We start from the raw sequence: 13,480 nt of genomic DNA, 5'->3' as shown, positions 1-13,480 counted from the left end.
TACGTTGGTGACAGTGACGGGGCTAGAGGAACGCGGACAGGGCCACGCAGACGACCCACGACGCACCGAGGACCTGCAGCACACGGTCGCGCAGCGCGATCTCCTCCGGCTCCCCCGCGTTGCCGCCGTCCACGTCGACCGCGTACCGCAGCACCGCGACCACCATCGGGACGATCGAGATGACCGCCCACACCGAGTTGGTGCCGGTGCGCTGACGGATCTCGAACGCCCACAGCGCGTAGGTCATGATCATGATCGCCGCGGAGGTGGCCCACACGAACCGCAGGTAGCTCGCGGAGTACTTCGACAGGGACGCGCGGATCTTGGCGCCGGTCCGCTCGTACAACACGATCTCCGCGTACCGCTTGCCCGCCACCATGAACAGCGAACCGAACGCGGTGACCAGCAGGAACCACTGCGACAGCGGCAGCCCGGCGGCGGCACCGCCTGCGATCGCGCGCAGCAGGAAGCCCGACGCGACGATGCACAGGTCGATCACCGGCTGGTGCTTGAGCCCCAGGCAGTAGCCGACCTGCACGGCCGCGTACACGCCGACGACGACCAAGAGCCGCCAGCTCGACACCAGCGACACCGCGAACGACGCCAGGAACAGGAACACCGACAGCCCGTACGCCAGCCGCACCGGCACGATCCCGGCCGCGATGGGCCGGTTGCGCTTGGTCGGGTGCGCCCGGTCGGCCTCGACGTCGATCGCGTCGTTGATCAGGTACACCGCGGACGCGACCAGGCAGAACGCGACGAACGCGATGGCGGCGTCGACGACCACGTCCGACCGGAACACCGGGTTGGCGGCGAACGCGGCGAACGGCGCCGCCAGCACCAGCACGTTCTTCACCCACTGGCGCGGCCGGGCCGTGCGGATCACGCCCCGCACGAGCCCACCGCGCGGGGCGTCGGCGGAGGACACCGAAGTGCCGCTCTCCGCCGTGCTACTCACGACTCCCCCTCGCAGGCTCCGTGGAGCCGCTCGCGGTCGCCCTGCGTCTGCCGATTCGCTCCGCAAGCTCCGCTCATGAGACGCGCTTCCGGACGAGTCGGCGGACCAGTCCGCCGACGACCGCGCCCAGCGTCGCGCCCGCGAGCACGTCGCTCGGGTAGTGCACGCCAAGCACCAGCCGCGACACCAGCATCGGCGGCACCAGCGCGGGCACCAGGTTGCGGCCGGTCAGGCCGGAGTACACGACCGCGGCGGCCGTCGTGGACGTCGCGTGCGACGACGGGAACGACAGCGACGACGGCGTCTTGACCAGCACCTCGACCGACTCGTCGATCGGCCGCTGCCTGCGCACGACCCGCTTCACCGCGATCGACGCGGCGTGCGCGGCGACGACACCGGCGGCGCTCACGAGCCAGTCCTTGCGGCGGTCGCGGTCGACCGCCGCGCCGACCAGGCCGAGCGCGAACCAGCCGGCCGAGTGCTCACCGAACAGCGACAGCCCGCGCGCGGCCCGCACGACCGGGGGCTTCCCGATCGTGCGCTGGACCGCGGCGAGGGCCCTGATCTCGGCCGACCGCTCCGGCTCGGGAGGCGGGGTGCCGGGTTCGACTACACGCAGGCGAGCCGGAGCGGTGGTGGTCATCAGCCTTCCAGGGACCCGTCGAGCGGCGCGCCGTCGGTGAGGTGCGGCGCCACCTTGTTGTCGAACACCGACAGCGCCGACCCGATGGCCATGTGCATGTCGAGGTACTTGTACGTGCCGAGACGGCCGCCGAAGATCACGTTCCGCTCCTTGGCCTCGTTCTTGGCCAGGTCGCGGTACTGCTCGAGCTTCTCGCGGTTCTCGGGGGTGTTGATCGGGTAGTACGGCTCATCGTCGTCCTTCGCGAAGCGCGAGAACTCCCGGAACACGACCGTCTTGTCCGCCGGGTAGTGCTTGCGCTCCGGGTGGAAGTGCCGGAACTCGATGATCCGGGTGTAGGGGACCTCTTCGTCGTTGTAGTTGACGACGGAGGTGCCCTGGAAGTCACCGGTCTGCACGACCTCGGACTCGAAGTCGACGGTGCGCCAGGTGAACTTGCCTGCCGAGTAGTCGAAGTACCGGTCGAGCGGTCCGGTGTAGACGGTCGGGGTGCCTGCCGGGATGTGCTCGCGCACATCGAAGTAGTCGACGTTCAGCCGGACCTCGATGTTCTCGTGCTCGGCCATCTTCTCCAGCCACGCGGTGTAGCCGTTGACCGGCAGGCCCTCGTAGTCGTCGTTGAAGTACCGGTTGTCGAACGTGTACCGGACGGGCAGGCGCGTGATGATGTTGGCGCCGAGGTCCTTGGGGTCGTTCTCCCACTGCTTGGCCGTGTAGCCCTTGATGAACGCCTCGTAGAGCGGGCGGCCGACCAGCGAGATCGCCTTTTCCTCGAGGTTCTGGGCGTCCTCGGTGCGGTACTCGGACGCCTGCTTCGCGATGAGCTCGCGTGCCTCGTCGGGGGTGTGCGACTTGCCGAAGAACTGGTTGATGAGGCCCAGGTTCATCGGGAACGAGTAGACCTGGTCCTTGACGCGCGCGAACACGCGGTGCTGGTAGTTCGTGAACTCGGTGAACTGGTTCACGTAGTCCCACACGCGCTTGTTCGAGGTGTGGAAGAGGTGCGCACCGTACTTGTGCACCTCGATGCCCGTCTCGGGCTCGGGCTCGGAGTACGCGTTGCCGCCGATGTGCGACCTGCGCTCCAGCACGAGGACGCGCTTGTTCAGCTGCGTCGCCACCCGCTCGGCGATGGTGAGTCCGAAGAAGCCGGAGCCGACGATGACGAGGTCGTAGCCGGAGTAGTTGTCAGAGTTGTCTGCTGGGGCGCTCACGGCGACTCAGGCTACCTGCGTGTCGGGACATGCTTGATATCGCCTCACCCCGTCACGCAGTGCGCACGGCGTCCGCGAGCTTGCGGTCGAGCGACACCCGGACCAGCGCGGCGGCGAGCCTCGGCAGGTCCTTCTTGGCGGTCAGTCCCGCCAGCCGGTCCGGCTCGGCGGGCAGGCCGATCTTCTTCGCGCCGTCGAGGGTCTTCTTGTCCAGGTAGGGCCGCAGCTCCGGCCACACGGCCTGCGCCTCACGGCAGAAGATGTCCGCCCCGACCGGCCCCATCCTGGGGAACTTCCGCAGCTCGGCGCGCACGTCGCCGCCCCGGATCTTCCGCAGGTCGCCGCCGTGCTCGTCGAGCAGGAGCTGTGCGCCGTCACCGAGCGCGGTCGCGGTCGACTCGTCGTAGCGGACGTAGTGGGCGCGGCCCAGCGCGTCGACCCGGTCCTGCCAGGACGCGTCGAGCATCTTCTTCGGCGTGCCGTACCGCTTCAGCTCCTTGGCCGCCTCGACGGCAATGTCCGCCTTGATGCGGGTGGAGAGCAGCGTGCTCAGTACGAGCAGCCGGTACAGCGGGGCCGGTTTGTCAGCGAGGGTGATGCCGGCCTGTTCCGCGTAGGTCGTGCCGGCCTTGTCGAGCAGTGCGCGCACGGTGTCCATGCAGGTCGGGTACCCGAAACGGCCCCCGAAAACGCCGAAGACCCCCGTACCTCCCCCGGTACGAGGGTCCTCACCCCTGGCGTTCCCCTGCTTCCTCCGGCAGTTGCCTCGGTAATAGGGACGCGGCGGGGACCCCCGGCGTTCCCGTGCCGTAGGTCACTTTCCCCGTTGATCTTCAGGCGGTTGGTCTTCAGGCGGTTGATCGCGCGAGCAGAACCGTGGCAGCGACTTCCTCCAGCACGGCCTCGCGTCCCGCATAGACGCCGTCCGCGCGGGGCCAGTGCGTGACGACGTCCGTGAAGCCGAGTTCGGCCGCGCGCCCGAAGGCCTCGCGGAAGTACTCCACGCTCGACAGGGAGAACACCGGCGCCGCGTCCATGCTCAGGAAGCGGTCCTTGCCCGCGCTGCCCGGGACGTCGGTGAACCGCTTCGCCAGCTCGGCGACGCCGGCCCACCACTCGTCGACCGTGTCGCCGCCCTTGCCGGTGGTGAGCCAGGCCTGGCCGAACCGCGCGGCGACGCGCATCGAGCGGGGACCGTTCGCGGCCACCACGAACGGGGCCCGGGGCTGCTGCACGCAGCCGGGCGCGGAGCGGGCGTCGACCGACGTGTAGTACTCGCCGCTGATCGACGTGCGTTCGGCGGTCAGCAGCGAGTCGAGCTGCTCGACGAACTCGCGGTACCGGTCGACGCGGGCCCTGAGCGGAAGCGCTTCGCCGCCCGTGACGATGTTGTCGTACCCGGCAAGGGCACCCGCGCCGAGCCCGACGAGCAGGCGGCCGCCGGACACGTCGTCGAGCGAGAGCAGGCTCCGCGCGAACGGCACCGGGTGCCGGAAGTTGGGTGACGCGACGAGCGTGCCGAGGCGGATGCGGCTGGTCACCATGGCCGCCGCCGTCAGGGTCGAGACCGCGTCGAACCACGGTCCGTCGGCCAGCGACCGCCAGCCGATGTGGTCGTAGGTCCAGACGTGGTCGAAGCCGTAGGACTCGGCCGCCCGCCACCTGGGTTCGGCGGCGGACCACCGGTACTCGGGGAGGATCACGATGCCGGCACGCACGTCTGCACCGTAACCGGTCTGGATCAGTACTGCTGCGGGTAGCCGGCCTGCGGTGGCCCCTGGGGCGGATACGGTGCGGGGCCACGTTCGCGCATCGCGCGGCCCGTCGCCGGGAGTGCGGCGAGCACGGTCGCGGCGAGCCACAGGACCCACGACACCAGGGCCATGCCGATGACCTCGCCGCCGTCGTTGGAGAGGATCCAGACGATCGCGTACAGGTAGTACACGGTCACGAGGCCGCCAAGGACCGCGAGGATCCAGCGCAGGAACTCCAGGCGGGCGAACATGGCCAGGCCGAACAGGACGGCCGTGCACGCGACCGACATGGTCGCGGAGATCGCGAAGTCGACGTTGCCGGTGAGGTCCTCGGTGAACGCGACCCCGATCAGCGCGGCCATCAGCGTGCCGTTGTCGCTGGTGCCGTCCCAGCCGTTGATCGCGAACATGAGCGACAGCAGGCCGAGCACGACGAACGCGATCGCGGTGACGTAACCCAGTGCGGGGCTCGGTGGCCGGTAGCCGTACGGACCGTAACCGGGTGGCGGCGGGCCGTACGGCTGGTAGCCCTGTGGTCCATAACCCTGTGGTGGGTAGCTCACGAAACGCACCGTAGCCCATTCGGCCTCATGGAAGATGGGAGTTGTGCACCGACCCGATCTCGTGGCCTCCGACGTGGATGGCACCCTGCTGGACCCGACCGAACGCGTCACCGACCGCACCGCTGGCGTGATCTCCCGCGTCCTCGCGGACGGCATACCGTTCGTGCTGGTCAGCGGCAGGCCGCCACGCTGGATCCCGAGGGTCGCACAGGCCGCCGGGCTGACCGGGTACGCGGTCTGCGCGAACGGCGCGTCCGTCTACGACATCGGCGCCGACGAGGTGCTGCACGTGCGGGACCTGACGTCGTTGCAGCTGCAGGACGTGGTCCGGGCGGTGGAACACGTGCTGCCGGACATCAAGGTCGCCGCCGAGCGGACCGTGGTCGGCAGCCACCAGCCCGAGCCGTTCGCGACCGAGCCCGGGTTCCGCAACCCGTGGGGCAACCCGAACGGCGAGACCGACTCACCGGACCTCGCCCCGAGGGCCGAGGTGGTCGGCAAGCCGGCCACGAAGCTGCTGGTGCGCAACCCCGGCATGACCAGCGCCCAGATGGCCGACGTGATGGAGAACGTGCTCGGGGACATGGACCTCGAGATCACCTACTCGTCCAACAGCGGGCTGATCGAGATCTCCGCGAGCGGCGTGACCAAGGCGTCCGGTCTCGAGTGGGTGTGCCGGGAGCTGGGGGTGGACGCCGAGCGGGTGGTCGCGTTCGGCGACATGCCCAACGACGTGCCGATGCTCGGCTGGGCGGGACACGGGGTGGCGATGGCCAACGCGCACGAGGCCCTCCTGGCCATCGCGGACGAGGTGACCGCCCCGAACTCGGAAGATGGCGTCGCGCAGGTTCTGGAGCGGTGGTTCTAGCGCTGGACCGCTGCGATGAAGGGGTCCTTCGTAACACCAGGCGTCATGAAGGGGTCCTTCGTAACACCAGGCGTCATGAAGGGGTCCTTCGTAACACCAGGCGTCATGAAGGGGTCCTTCGTAACACCAGGTGCCCTGAAGGGGTCCTTCATCACGCTGGGTGCACGGCCTGCCGTTCGCGGACGCGGCATTAGCATCGGGGGATGGCTCGCACTCTCGTCGTCATCCGGCACGCCAAGTCCGACTGGACCCACGACCTGCCCGATGACCAGCGGCCACTCAACCCGCGCGGGCAGCGGGAAGCTCCCCTGATCGGGCGATGGGTCGCCGAGCACGTCGGGCCCGTCGACCTCGTGCTCTGCTCGACGGCGGCTCGTGCGCGGGAGACCCTCCAGCGGTCCGGGCTGACCGCGGGCGAGGTCCGGCACGACGAACGCGTGTACGCGGCCGCGCCGCAGGACCTGATGTCGGTGCTGGACGAGGTGTCCGACGACCTGGACACGGTGGCCATCGTCGGGCACAACCCGGGGGTGTCCGAGCTGGTCGGGGTGCTGACCGGGGAGCCAGTGGAGCTGAAGACCTCGGCCATCGCCGTCGTCACCTGGCAGGGTGGGTGGCCCGACGTGTGGGCCCGCGGCGCGAGCCTGGTCAGCCACGCGACACCACGCGGCTGACCAGGGGGGACACGGGTCTCAGTCGGTGTTCTTGGCGGCACGCAGCGCGATCGGCGCGCCTGCCAGATCCTCCTCGTTGCACAGGAGCTTCACGTCGTAGTACGGGGAGTCCCCGCCGTCGTCGTAATCCAGGTGGATCGCGATGACGTCTACCGGTTCACCCAGCCATTCCTGTGTTCGCCGAAGCCATGCCGCGGAACGTTCGAGGGCGGTGGGCAGGTCGTCGTCGCGGAACTCGACGGGTCGATATGGGACGCCGTAGACCTGATCCTCCTGGTGGGAGGGCTTGGGGAGGTCTACGGAGACGCCTGCGTCGTCCAGGTTCAGTGCGATGGATCGGGGCTGGTCACTAGCGAGCTCGCTCACCTTACGAGCGTCTCCCAGCACGTGAATGCCCGCAACCCTTCTAGTGCGTTCGCTCCGCTCTTTGTGGTTCACTGTCCATGGTCGTCAATGAGTTCGTGTTCGATCACCGCTCGCGAACGAATGCGGGCGCGCGGGTTACCTCTCCAGGTTGAGTCGCCGTCTGAACCGACCAAGGGTTGTCGCGACCGCGGCGGCTTGCACAGCAGTATCAGGAGATATGTAGTGGCACAGGGAACTGTGAAGTGGTTCAACTCCGAGAAGGGCTTCGGCTTCATCGCACCGGACGACGGTAGCGCTGACGTCTTCGTCCACTACTCGGAGATTCAGGGCAGCGGCTTCCGCAGCCTGGACGAGAACCAGCGCGTGGAGTTCGAGATCGGCCAGGGCCAGAAGGGCCCCCAGGCTACCGGCGTGCGCGCCGTCTGATCTCGCCAAGTTGCGAATGATCGAGGCCGCCAGGGTCCAGGCCCTGGCGGCCTCTTTCGTGTCCACGACCGGTCACGCGAGTTCGGCGTAGACGATCACGTTCTCCCGGTAGCTGTGCGCGGACCTGTCGAAGGTGCCACCGCAGGTGATGAGCCGCAGCTCCGGCTTCTGGGTGTCGCCGTAGACCTCCTCGGTCGGGAAGTCCGCCTTCGGCACCTGCTCGACGCGGGTCACGGTGAACCGCACCCCGGTGCCGTCGCTGCGCCGGACCAGCACCTCGTCACCTTCTTCCAGCTCGTGCAGCCGGGCGAAGACGCCCGCCTGGCCGCCGCCGTCGACGTGCCCGAGGACCACCGAGGGACCCGGCTCACCGGGCTTCGGGGCTCCCGTGAACCAGCCGGCCTGCATCGGCGCCTCGACCGGCGGCACCTCGACGGTCCCGTCGGCGGCGAGCCCCAGCCCGACCAGCGACGACGTCGCCCCGATCCGCGGGATGTCGATCTCGGCGGGCACCACTACCGCCGAGGTGGTGGTCGAACCGGTGGTCGGGTCCGTGCTCAGCGGCGGTGCCGAGATGTTCGGTACCGCGCAGCCGGTCAGCAGTGCGGTGGCGGCGAGCACGACCGCCACCACCGCGGCGCCGATCCGCGCCATCAGAACTGCCCGCGCTTGCGGTACGCCTGCACACCCACGCCACCGGCGACGAGCAGGGCCGCCGCGCCCGCGCCGACCACGATGCCGAGGTTGCCGTCCTCGGCGGGCGCCGCCTGGTCGAGCGAGCCGGTCTCGGGCGCGCCCTTCGGCTTCACCGGCACCTGGGCCGCGGGCCTGGCCCTCGGCTCCGGCTCCTCGTCCGCGACGACGGTGAACTGACCGGTCACCTCGCGGTCGGCACAGGTGAAGGAAATCGGATAGATTCCTGCCGGCACCTCGGCGTGAATTCGACCCATCGACATGAGCACACTGTTCGCGGGCGCGCCCTTTTCCCGAACCAGATCGGGTGCGATCAACGCAGGCGAAATGATTTTCGAGCTGACGAATTCCTCGGTCTGGCAGCTCGCGGCCACCCGGACCTCCTGCCCGGCCTTGATGACGTCGTCGTCGATGCCGATCGCCGTGTACGGCTCCTCGGCCTGCCCATAGGTCTGGAACCGTGCGACCGCGCCCTCCCCCAGCGCCGTGTCACCCTCCGCCGACGCGCTGCCCGCGCCGAACGCCGTCAGCGCGAGACCGGCGACAGCGCACGCCAAAACAAACCGAACCTTCATTGTTTTCCCCCAGGAATGCAATCGCGGGCTGTCAGCTCCGCGTGCTCATCGTTCTACGCCTTGGAAGACGCCCCGGGGTCGGCTGGGTTGCACCGGTTCGGAAAAAAGAACGGGGCCGCCGAAGCGACCCCGTTTCCCTCGACTGTGAGCTAGTCCTGGAACACCTTGCGCCACGACTCCGCGGAGGTCAGCTCCGGCAGCGCACCCTTGTACTGCTCGACGAGCGCGGGCCACTCGGCGATGAGGCGCTTGTAGGTCTGCGTGGTCCGCATCGCCAGCTCGCGGAACACCTTCGGGTCGCGGCGGCGGAACGCCACCCCGCTGCCGTCCGGGTTGGAGACGGTCGCGCTGTCCAGGTTGCCGAGCAGGAACCACGGCGCGCCGTTGGCGGACAGGTTGACCTGCGGCCGGTCATGAGAGTCCGGGTTCGGCGAGCGCAGGTTGTGCACCAGCGCCTTGCCTGCCCGCAGCGCGATCTTCGCCGGGTGCACCGGCGGGTGCATCATCTGCTCGGCCTTCGCCATGTCGAAGCTCGGCGTCGGGAACTCCCTGGCCGACGGCTCGAACTGCGCGTCCGTGTACTGCTTGCGGATGGCCTGGATCTCGGGCAGCGCGGTGCCGAGCTTCTCGAACAGCTTGTCCGGCCCGGCCATGAAGTCGTCGAGCGCCTTCAGCTCCAGCGCGACGGTCGAGTACTCCATCGACAGCAGCCGCCGGACCGTGGACCGCGCACCCTGCTTGAGCAGCGTCTTGCGCATGTCGTACGGGCTGTGCAGCGCCGCCATCACCAGGCGGTTGCGCAGGTGGAAGTAGACCGTCCAGTCCTTGGTGTCGTTCTTGTCGGTCCACGGCTCGTGCCACACCGCGGAACCCGGCAGCGTCACCGTCGGGATGTCCTGCGCCAGCGCCCGCAGCGAGTACTCGGCGTCGTCGCACTTGATGAACAGCGGCAGCGGCAGGCCGACCTTCTCCACGACCTCACGCGGGAACAGGCACATCCACCAGCCGTTGTAGGTGGAGTCGATACGCCGGTGCAGCTCGCGGGTGTCACGCAGCGAGCGGGCGCCGAAGTCGTGGTCGGTGATCGCGCCGGGCGCGGGCCGCCACACGAACGAGGTGAGGTCGACGATCTCGCCCATGGTGTGCAGGCGCGACTTGGCCTGCAGGTTCAGCATGTGGCTGCCGACGATCACCGGCTTGGCCGCCGCGCGGGCGAACGCGTTGGAGCGCAGGATCGAGTCCGCCTCCAGCGCGATGTCGTCGTCCATCAGCAGGATCTGGTCGACGGTGCCCGGCTTCGTGTGCTCGATCGACTCGAACAGCGCGCGGGTGAAGCCGCCGGAGCCACCGAGGTTGCCCTGCGCGATGACGTTGAGGCGCTCGCCGAGCGCCGCCCTGACCTCGCCGTACCGCTCGTGGTCGACGATCTTCTTCGGCCCCTGGTCGGCCACGTAGACCTTGGCGATCACGTCGAGCACCTGCGGGTCCTCGCCGAGCGCGAGCAGCGACTCGACGCAGTCGTCGAGGCGGTTGAACGTGGTGGTGCCGACGGCGACCTTCTTCGCCGGCAGCGGCTCGTCGGACAGCCACTCCGCCGCGCCGATGGTCAGCTCGACGTTCTCGGTGTACACGTCGAACCACAGCCAGCCGCCGTCCTCGAACGGCTTCAGCGTCGTGCGGAACTCGAAGGTCTCCCAGTCCGACTCCGCGTGCACCGGCGCGCCCGTCAGGTGGACGACGTCGCCGTTCGGCTTCGAGCGGTACACCTCGATCCGGCCTGCGCCCTTCACCCGCAGCCGCAGGGTGACGTCCTCGATGACCGTCCAGCGCTTCCAGTAGCTCGCCGGGAAGGCGTTGAAGTAGGAGGCGAACGAGACCCTGGCCGACGGCGGGATGACGACCTCACGACGGGAGGCGACGTGGCTGTGCACGTTCTCTGGCTCGTCGAGGTACAGCGGACGGACGTCGAGCGGATCGCGATCCCTCGGCAGGATCACCCGCTGCAGCACGCGATCGGCGTCGGGTGTGCTGTCGGTCGCCTGCTCGGCCACGGTTTCTGCTCCTCCGGTGTGGGGGTGGCTCACGCCGTGCGGTCGGCGACCAGCACGAACTCGTTGTAGGTGAACGCCTTGCCCGCGAAACGAGGCAGGGGGAAGGACTGCCGGTTGGTCTTGGTGAAGCCCAGCTGGTAGGCCACGTCGGTGAGCGCGTCGAAGTCCGAGAACGCGACGTGCGTGCTGTCGCTCGCGTAACCGCGCTCCTGCGGGCAGATCAGCACGAGGCGCGCGTCGTCCGCCAGGTAGTCGACGTAGCCGGAGAGGATCTTGATCGCGTCCTCCCTCGGCATGTGCTCGACGAGGTGGGCGGCGAGCATGCCACCGAAACGACCCGGCTTCGCGTACTCGGTCTCGGCGAACTCGTCCGTGGTGAACGCGGTCAGCCCGCGCTCGCGGCACGCGTCGATCGAGGTCTTGTTGTGGTCGACGCCGACGCCGCGCGGGGCGAGGTGCGCCAGGCAGCGGCCGATGCCGCAGCCGACGTCGAGCACCTCGCGGTCACCGAACAGGCGGCGGATGTTCCACCGGTAGGGCGCCTGTACGTCCAGAACCCGCTTCCACAGCGGCAGTTCGAGCCGCTTGAGCCGGTCGGTGTACTCCTCGCCCTCGGTCGATTCCAGGGAGGCCATGGCGAAATTCCTATTCACAGAGGGTTGCGCGGAACGAGGAAGCCGGACGCACCGCATGGTAGCCAGGTGCGTCCGGCAACCATCAGTCGCGGTTGTAGAGGCGGGTCCAGTTCTCGCGGCTGGTCAGGTCCCCGGCGGCGGCGCGGTACTCCTCGCGCAGGCGGGGCATCTCGTTGATCAGGCGGCGGGTGAGCCTGCCGCACTCCTTGGCGAGCCGGACCGTCACCTCCTTGTCGCGGCGGCGGATGCGCACACCACCCTGCGAGCCGTCGGTGACGACGACCGTGTTGAACTGCGACAGGTGCCACCAGGTGGCGTCCTTCTGGGTGACCGCGCCGATCTCGTGCACCGTCTTGCCCATCGCGAAGTGGATGAGCCGCTTCAGCAGCACCAGCCGCGCCTTGCTCGGCGCGGGACCGGCCTGGACCATCGGCACGTCGCCGGGCTTGTAGCCGGGCACGTCGCTGGCCGGGTACATGATCGTGTCCGGGTAGTCGGCGCGGACGACGTGGATCTCCTTGGCGGCGGCCGCCCCGCCGTCGTGCAGGAAGTCAGGCCCCTTCAGGAAGTCCTCGACCGCCTTGATCAGCGTGGCCGCGAGGCCGTACTGCATCGACATCAGGTAGCGGCTGACACGGGACACGAACACCCGCGCGGTCTGCTTCGGGTCGATCTCGGCGTGCAGCGAGGCCACGATCATCGAGTTGCGGACCGCGAAGTACTCGTTCCACTTGTCCGCGTCCTTCCAGTCGAAGTCCGCGTGCCACAGCCCGGCGCCGGGCAGGGTGACGGTCGCGAACCCGGCGTGGCGGGCGCGGTAGCCGTACTCGACGTCGTCCCACTGGAAGAACAGCGGCAGCGGCAGCCCGATCTTCGCGATCACCTCGGCCGGGATCAGGCAGGACCACCACGCGTTGTAGTCGGCGTCGACGCGGCGGTCGCCCCGGTTGGGCTTGCCGGTCGGCACGCCGTAGTCGTCCTCCGCCTCCTCGGTGAGGTCGACGTCGTCGAGGGCGCCCTTCACGACCTTGCCCGGCACGAGCTGCGCGAAGTCCGCGTACTCGGCGCCGGCCAGCAGGATCGTCGGGTGCAGCAGCCGCAGCATCTGGCCGCCGACGATGGTCGGCTCCGCCGTGCGGTTGGCGAACGCGGTCAGCCGCACCGCGATCTCCGGCTCGCACAGCACGTCGTCGTCCATCAGCAGCACGTTCGCGTGCTCCGAGCCGCGCTCGGTGACCTCGTACATGCCGCGGCCGAAGCCGCCCGCGCCGCCGAGGTTGGGCTGGCGGAGGTACCGCAGCCTGCCGCCGAGGTCCTTCTCGACCTGCGGGAACGCGTCCCGCGACTCGACCGTGTCGGTGCCCTGGTCCACCACGTACACGGCGTCGAGCACGTCGAGCGCCTCGTCGTCGGCGGCGAGTGCCTGCAGCGTCTTCGTGCAGTCGTCGGCCCGGTTGAACGTGCAGATGACGACGGCGGTCGGGCGCAGCAGCTCCGGCGCCTCGACGGTCCAGCGGAGGCGTTCGACGACCAGGTCGGACTCCGGCGCGGCGAACTCCAGCCAGAGGAAGCCGCCGTCGAGGTACTGGTTGAGCGCGGCACGCAGGGTGACCTGGCCGCCGCGCTGGTCGGTGACCTCCTCGGCCGCGACCGTGCGGGTCTCACCCTTGGGGTCGGACGCGACGAGCGCCACCCGGCCGGAGCCGGAGATCGTCACCTCCGCGTGCACCTCGGACACGACGGTCCAGCGCTGCCAGTAGCTCGCCGGGAAGCGGCCGAAGTAGGTGTCCATGGACACCTCGGAGCCGCTGTGCACCACCAGGCGCTGCCGCTCGCGCGCCGCGTTGCCGATGGTGATCTGTGCGTACAGGTCGTCAGGGCACACCGGGTCGGGACCGCGGAACAGCCCGCGCTGGGCGACCAGACGCCCGCTGGGCGCGTGCTCCACCAGCCGCTCGTCCGGAGCCGACGCCTCGCTCGTGGTCGGGGTGCTGCCGAGCATTCGAGTTCAGTCCTCCAGGGTCGTCAGGCCGACCAGGGTACCTGTGCAGCCGCACATG

General features: G+C 69.2%; 15 protein-coding genes. 3 read left to right on the top strand and 12 right to left on the bottom strand.

The genetic code is table 11. From position 1 onward, the window contains the following. Positions 1-22: 22 nt before the first annotated feature. The 6 genes from FHR82_RS15435 to FHR82_RS46055 form a co-directional block, all read right to left on the bottom strand. The gene (locus FHR82_RS15435) at positions 23-958 is read right to left on the bottom strand and encodes a decaprenyl-phosphate phosphoribosyltransferase (protein WP_184811062.1); all 936 of its coding nucleotides are present in this window, start codon (positions 956-958) and stop codon (positions 23-25) included. Between the two features lie 73 nt (positions 959-1,031). Further along, entirely contained in the window at positions 1,032-1,601 is a 570-nt protein-coding gene (locus FHR82_RS15430; protein ID WP_184811061.1) for a phosphatase PAP2 family protein, read from the bottom strand. After that, positions 1,601-2,815 (bottom strand): UDP-galactopyranose mutase, encoded by a 1,215-nt coding sequence (glf, locus tag FHR82_RS15425; protein ID WP_184811060.1) that lies wholly within the window; start codon positions 2,813-2,815, stop codon positions 1,601-1,603. The genes FHR82_RS15430 and glf overlap by 1 nt, the downstream gene beginning before the upstream one ends. A 52-nt stretch (positions 2,816-2,867) precedes the next feature. After that, positions 2,868-3,473: an endonuclease gene (locus FHR82_RS15420; RefSeq protein WP_184811059.1), complete on the bottom strand. Its 606-nt coding sequence runs from the start codon at positions 3,471-3,473 to the stop codon at positions 2,868-2,870. 190 nt (positions 3,474-3,663) lie between these two features. Beyond that, a complete protein-coding gene (locus FHR82_RS46060) occupies positions 3,664-4,533 on the bottom strand; it encodes an LLM class flavin-dependent oxidoreductase (RefSeq protein ID WP_311771097.1) in 870 nt (289 codons plus the stop codon). Positions 4,534-4,556: 23 nt separating this feature from the next. Then, on the bottom strand, positions 4,557-5,132 hold the full coding sequence (locus tag FHR82_RS46055) for a hypothetical protein (protein ID WP_225944025.1): 576 nt from the start codon (positions 5,130-5,132) through the stop codon (positions 4,557-4,559). A gap of 43 nt (positions 5,133-5,175) precedes the next feature. On the opposite strand from FHR82_RS46055, the gene FHR82_RS15410 reads away from it, so the two are divergent. Both FHR82_RS15410 and FHR82_RS15405 read left to right on the top strand, forming a co-directional pair. Next, positions 5,176-6,000, top strand: coding sequence for an HAD family hydrolase (locus tag FHR82_RS15410; protein WP_311771096.1), 825 nt, complete (start codon positions 5,176-5,178; stop codon positions 5,998-6,000). A gap of 203 nt (positions 6,001-6,203) precedes the next feature. After that, entirely contained in the window at positions 6,204-6,674 is a 471-nt protein-coding gene (locus tag FHR82_RS15405) for a SixA phosphatase family protein (RefSeq protein ID WP_184811056.1), read from the top strand. Positions 6,675-6,692: 18 nt separating this feature from the next. On the opposite strand, the gene FHR82_RS15400 is transcribed toward FHR82_RS15405, so the two are convergent. Then, the gene (locus FHR82_RS15400) at positions 6,693-7,040 is read right to left on the bottom strand and encodes a hypothetical protein (RefSeq protein ID WP_311771095.1); all 348 of its coding nucleotides are present in this window, start codon (positions 7,038-7,040) and stop codon (positions 6,693-6,695) included. A gap of 222 nt (positions 7,041-7,262) precedes the next feature. Here FHR82_RS15400 and FHR82_RS15395 point away from each other — a divergent pair, with 222 nt between their 5' ends. Continuing rightward, the gene (locus FHR82_RS15395) at positions 7,263-7,466 is read left to right on the top strand and encodes a cold-shock protein (protein ID WP_184811055.1); all 204 of its coding nucleotides are present in this window, start codon (positions 7,263-7,265) and stop codon (positions 7,464-7,466) included. A gap of 72 nt (positions 7,467-7,538) precedes the next feature. On the opposite strand, the gene FHR82_RS15390 is transcribed toward FHR82_RS15395, so the two are convergent. From FHR82_RS15390 to FHR82_RS15370, 5 genes are all read right to left on the bottom strand, one after another. Next, positions 7,539-8,120: a class F sortase gene (locus FHR82_RS15390; RefSeq protein ID WP_184811054.1), complete on the bottom strand. Its 582-nt coding sequence runs from the start codon at positions 8,118-8,120 to the stop codon at positions 7,539-7,541. Next, positions 8,120-8,755 carry a hypothetical protein gene (locus tag FHR82_RS15385; protein WP_184811053.1) on the bottom strand — a complete coding sequence of 212 codons (636 nt, stop codon included), beginning with the start codon at positions 8,753-8,755 and terminating at the stop codon, positions 8,120-8,122. Before FHR82_RS15385 ends, FHR82_RS15390 begins: the two co-directional genes overlap by 1 nt. 128 nt (positions 8,756-8,883) lie before the next feature. Next, positions 8,884-10,785 carry a glycosyltransferase gene (locus FHR82_RS15380; protein ID WP_184811052.1) on the bottom strand — a complete coding sequence of 634 codons (1,902 nt, stop codon included), beginning with the start codon at positions 10,783-10,785 and terminating at the stop codon, positions 8,884-8,886. Positions 10,786-10,814: 29 nt separating this feature from the next. Beyond that, positions 10,815-11,420: a class I SAM-dependent methyltransferase gene (locus FHR82_RS15375; RefSeq protein WP_184811051.1), complete on the bottom strand. Its 606-nt coding sequence runs from the start codon at positions 11,418-11,420 to the stop codon at positions 10,815-10,817. An 82-nt stretch (positions 11,421-11,502) separates the two neighbouring features. Then, positions 11,503-13,422, bottom strand: coding sequence for a glycosyltransferase (locus FHR82_RS15370; RefSeq protein ID WP_184811050.1), 1,920 nt, complete (start codon positions 13,420-13,422; stop codon positions 11,503-11,505). Positions 13,423-13,480 lie beyond the last annotated feature (58 nt).

Source organism: Actinophytocola algeriensis (genome assembly GCF_014203735.1).
Classification (GTDB): Bacteria; Actinomycetota; Actinomycetes; order Mycobacteriales; family Pseudonocardiaceae; genus Actinophytocola; species Actinophytocola algeriensis.
This window is presented reverse-complemented; position numbering and strand designations above follow the sequence as displayed.

Coding starts and splice junctions, on each gene's coding strand:
- FHR82_RS15430 (WP_184811061.1), bottom strand. CDS start 1,601: ATGACCACCACCGCTCCGGCTCGCCTGCGTGTAGTCGAACCCGGCACC.
- FHR82_RS15420 (WP_184811059.1), bottom strand. CDS start 3,473: ATGGACACCGTGCGCGCACTGCTCGACAAGGCCGGCACGACCTACGCG.
- FHR82_RS15405 (WP_184811056.1), top strand. CDS start 6,204: ATGGCTCGCACTCTCGTCGTCATCCGGCACGCCAAGTCCGACTGGACC.
- FHR82_RS15390 (WP_184811054.1), bottom strand. CDS start 8,120: ATGGCGCGGATCGGCGCCGCGGTGGTGGCGGTCGTGCTCGCCGCCACC.
- FHR82_RS15375 (WP_184811051.1), bottom strand. CDS start 11,420: ATGGCCTCCCTGGAATCGACCGAGGGCGAGGAGTACACCGACCGGCTC.
- FHR82_RS15370 (WP_184811050.1), bottom strand. CDS start 13,422: ATGCTCGGCAGCACCCCGACCACGAGCGAGGCGTCGGCTCCGGACGAG.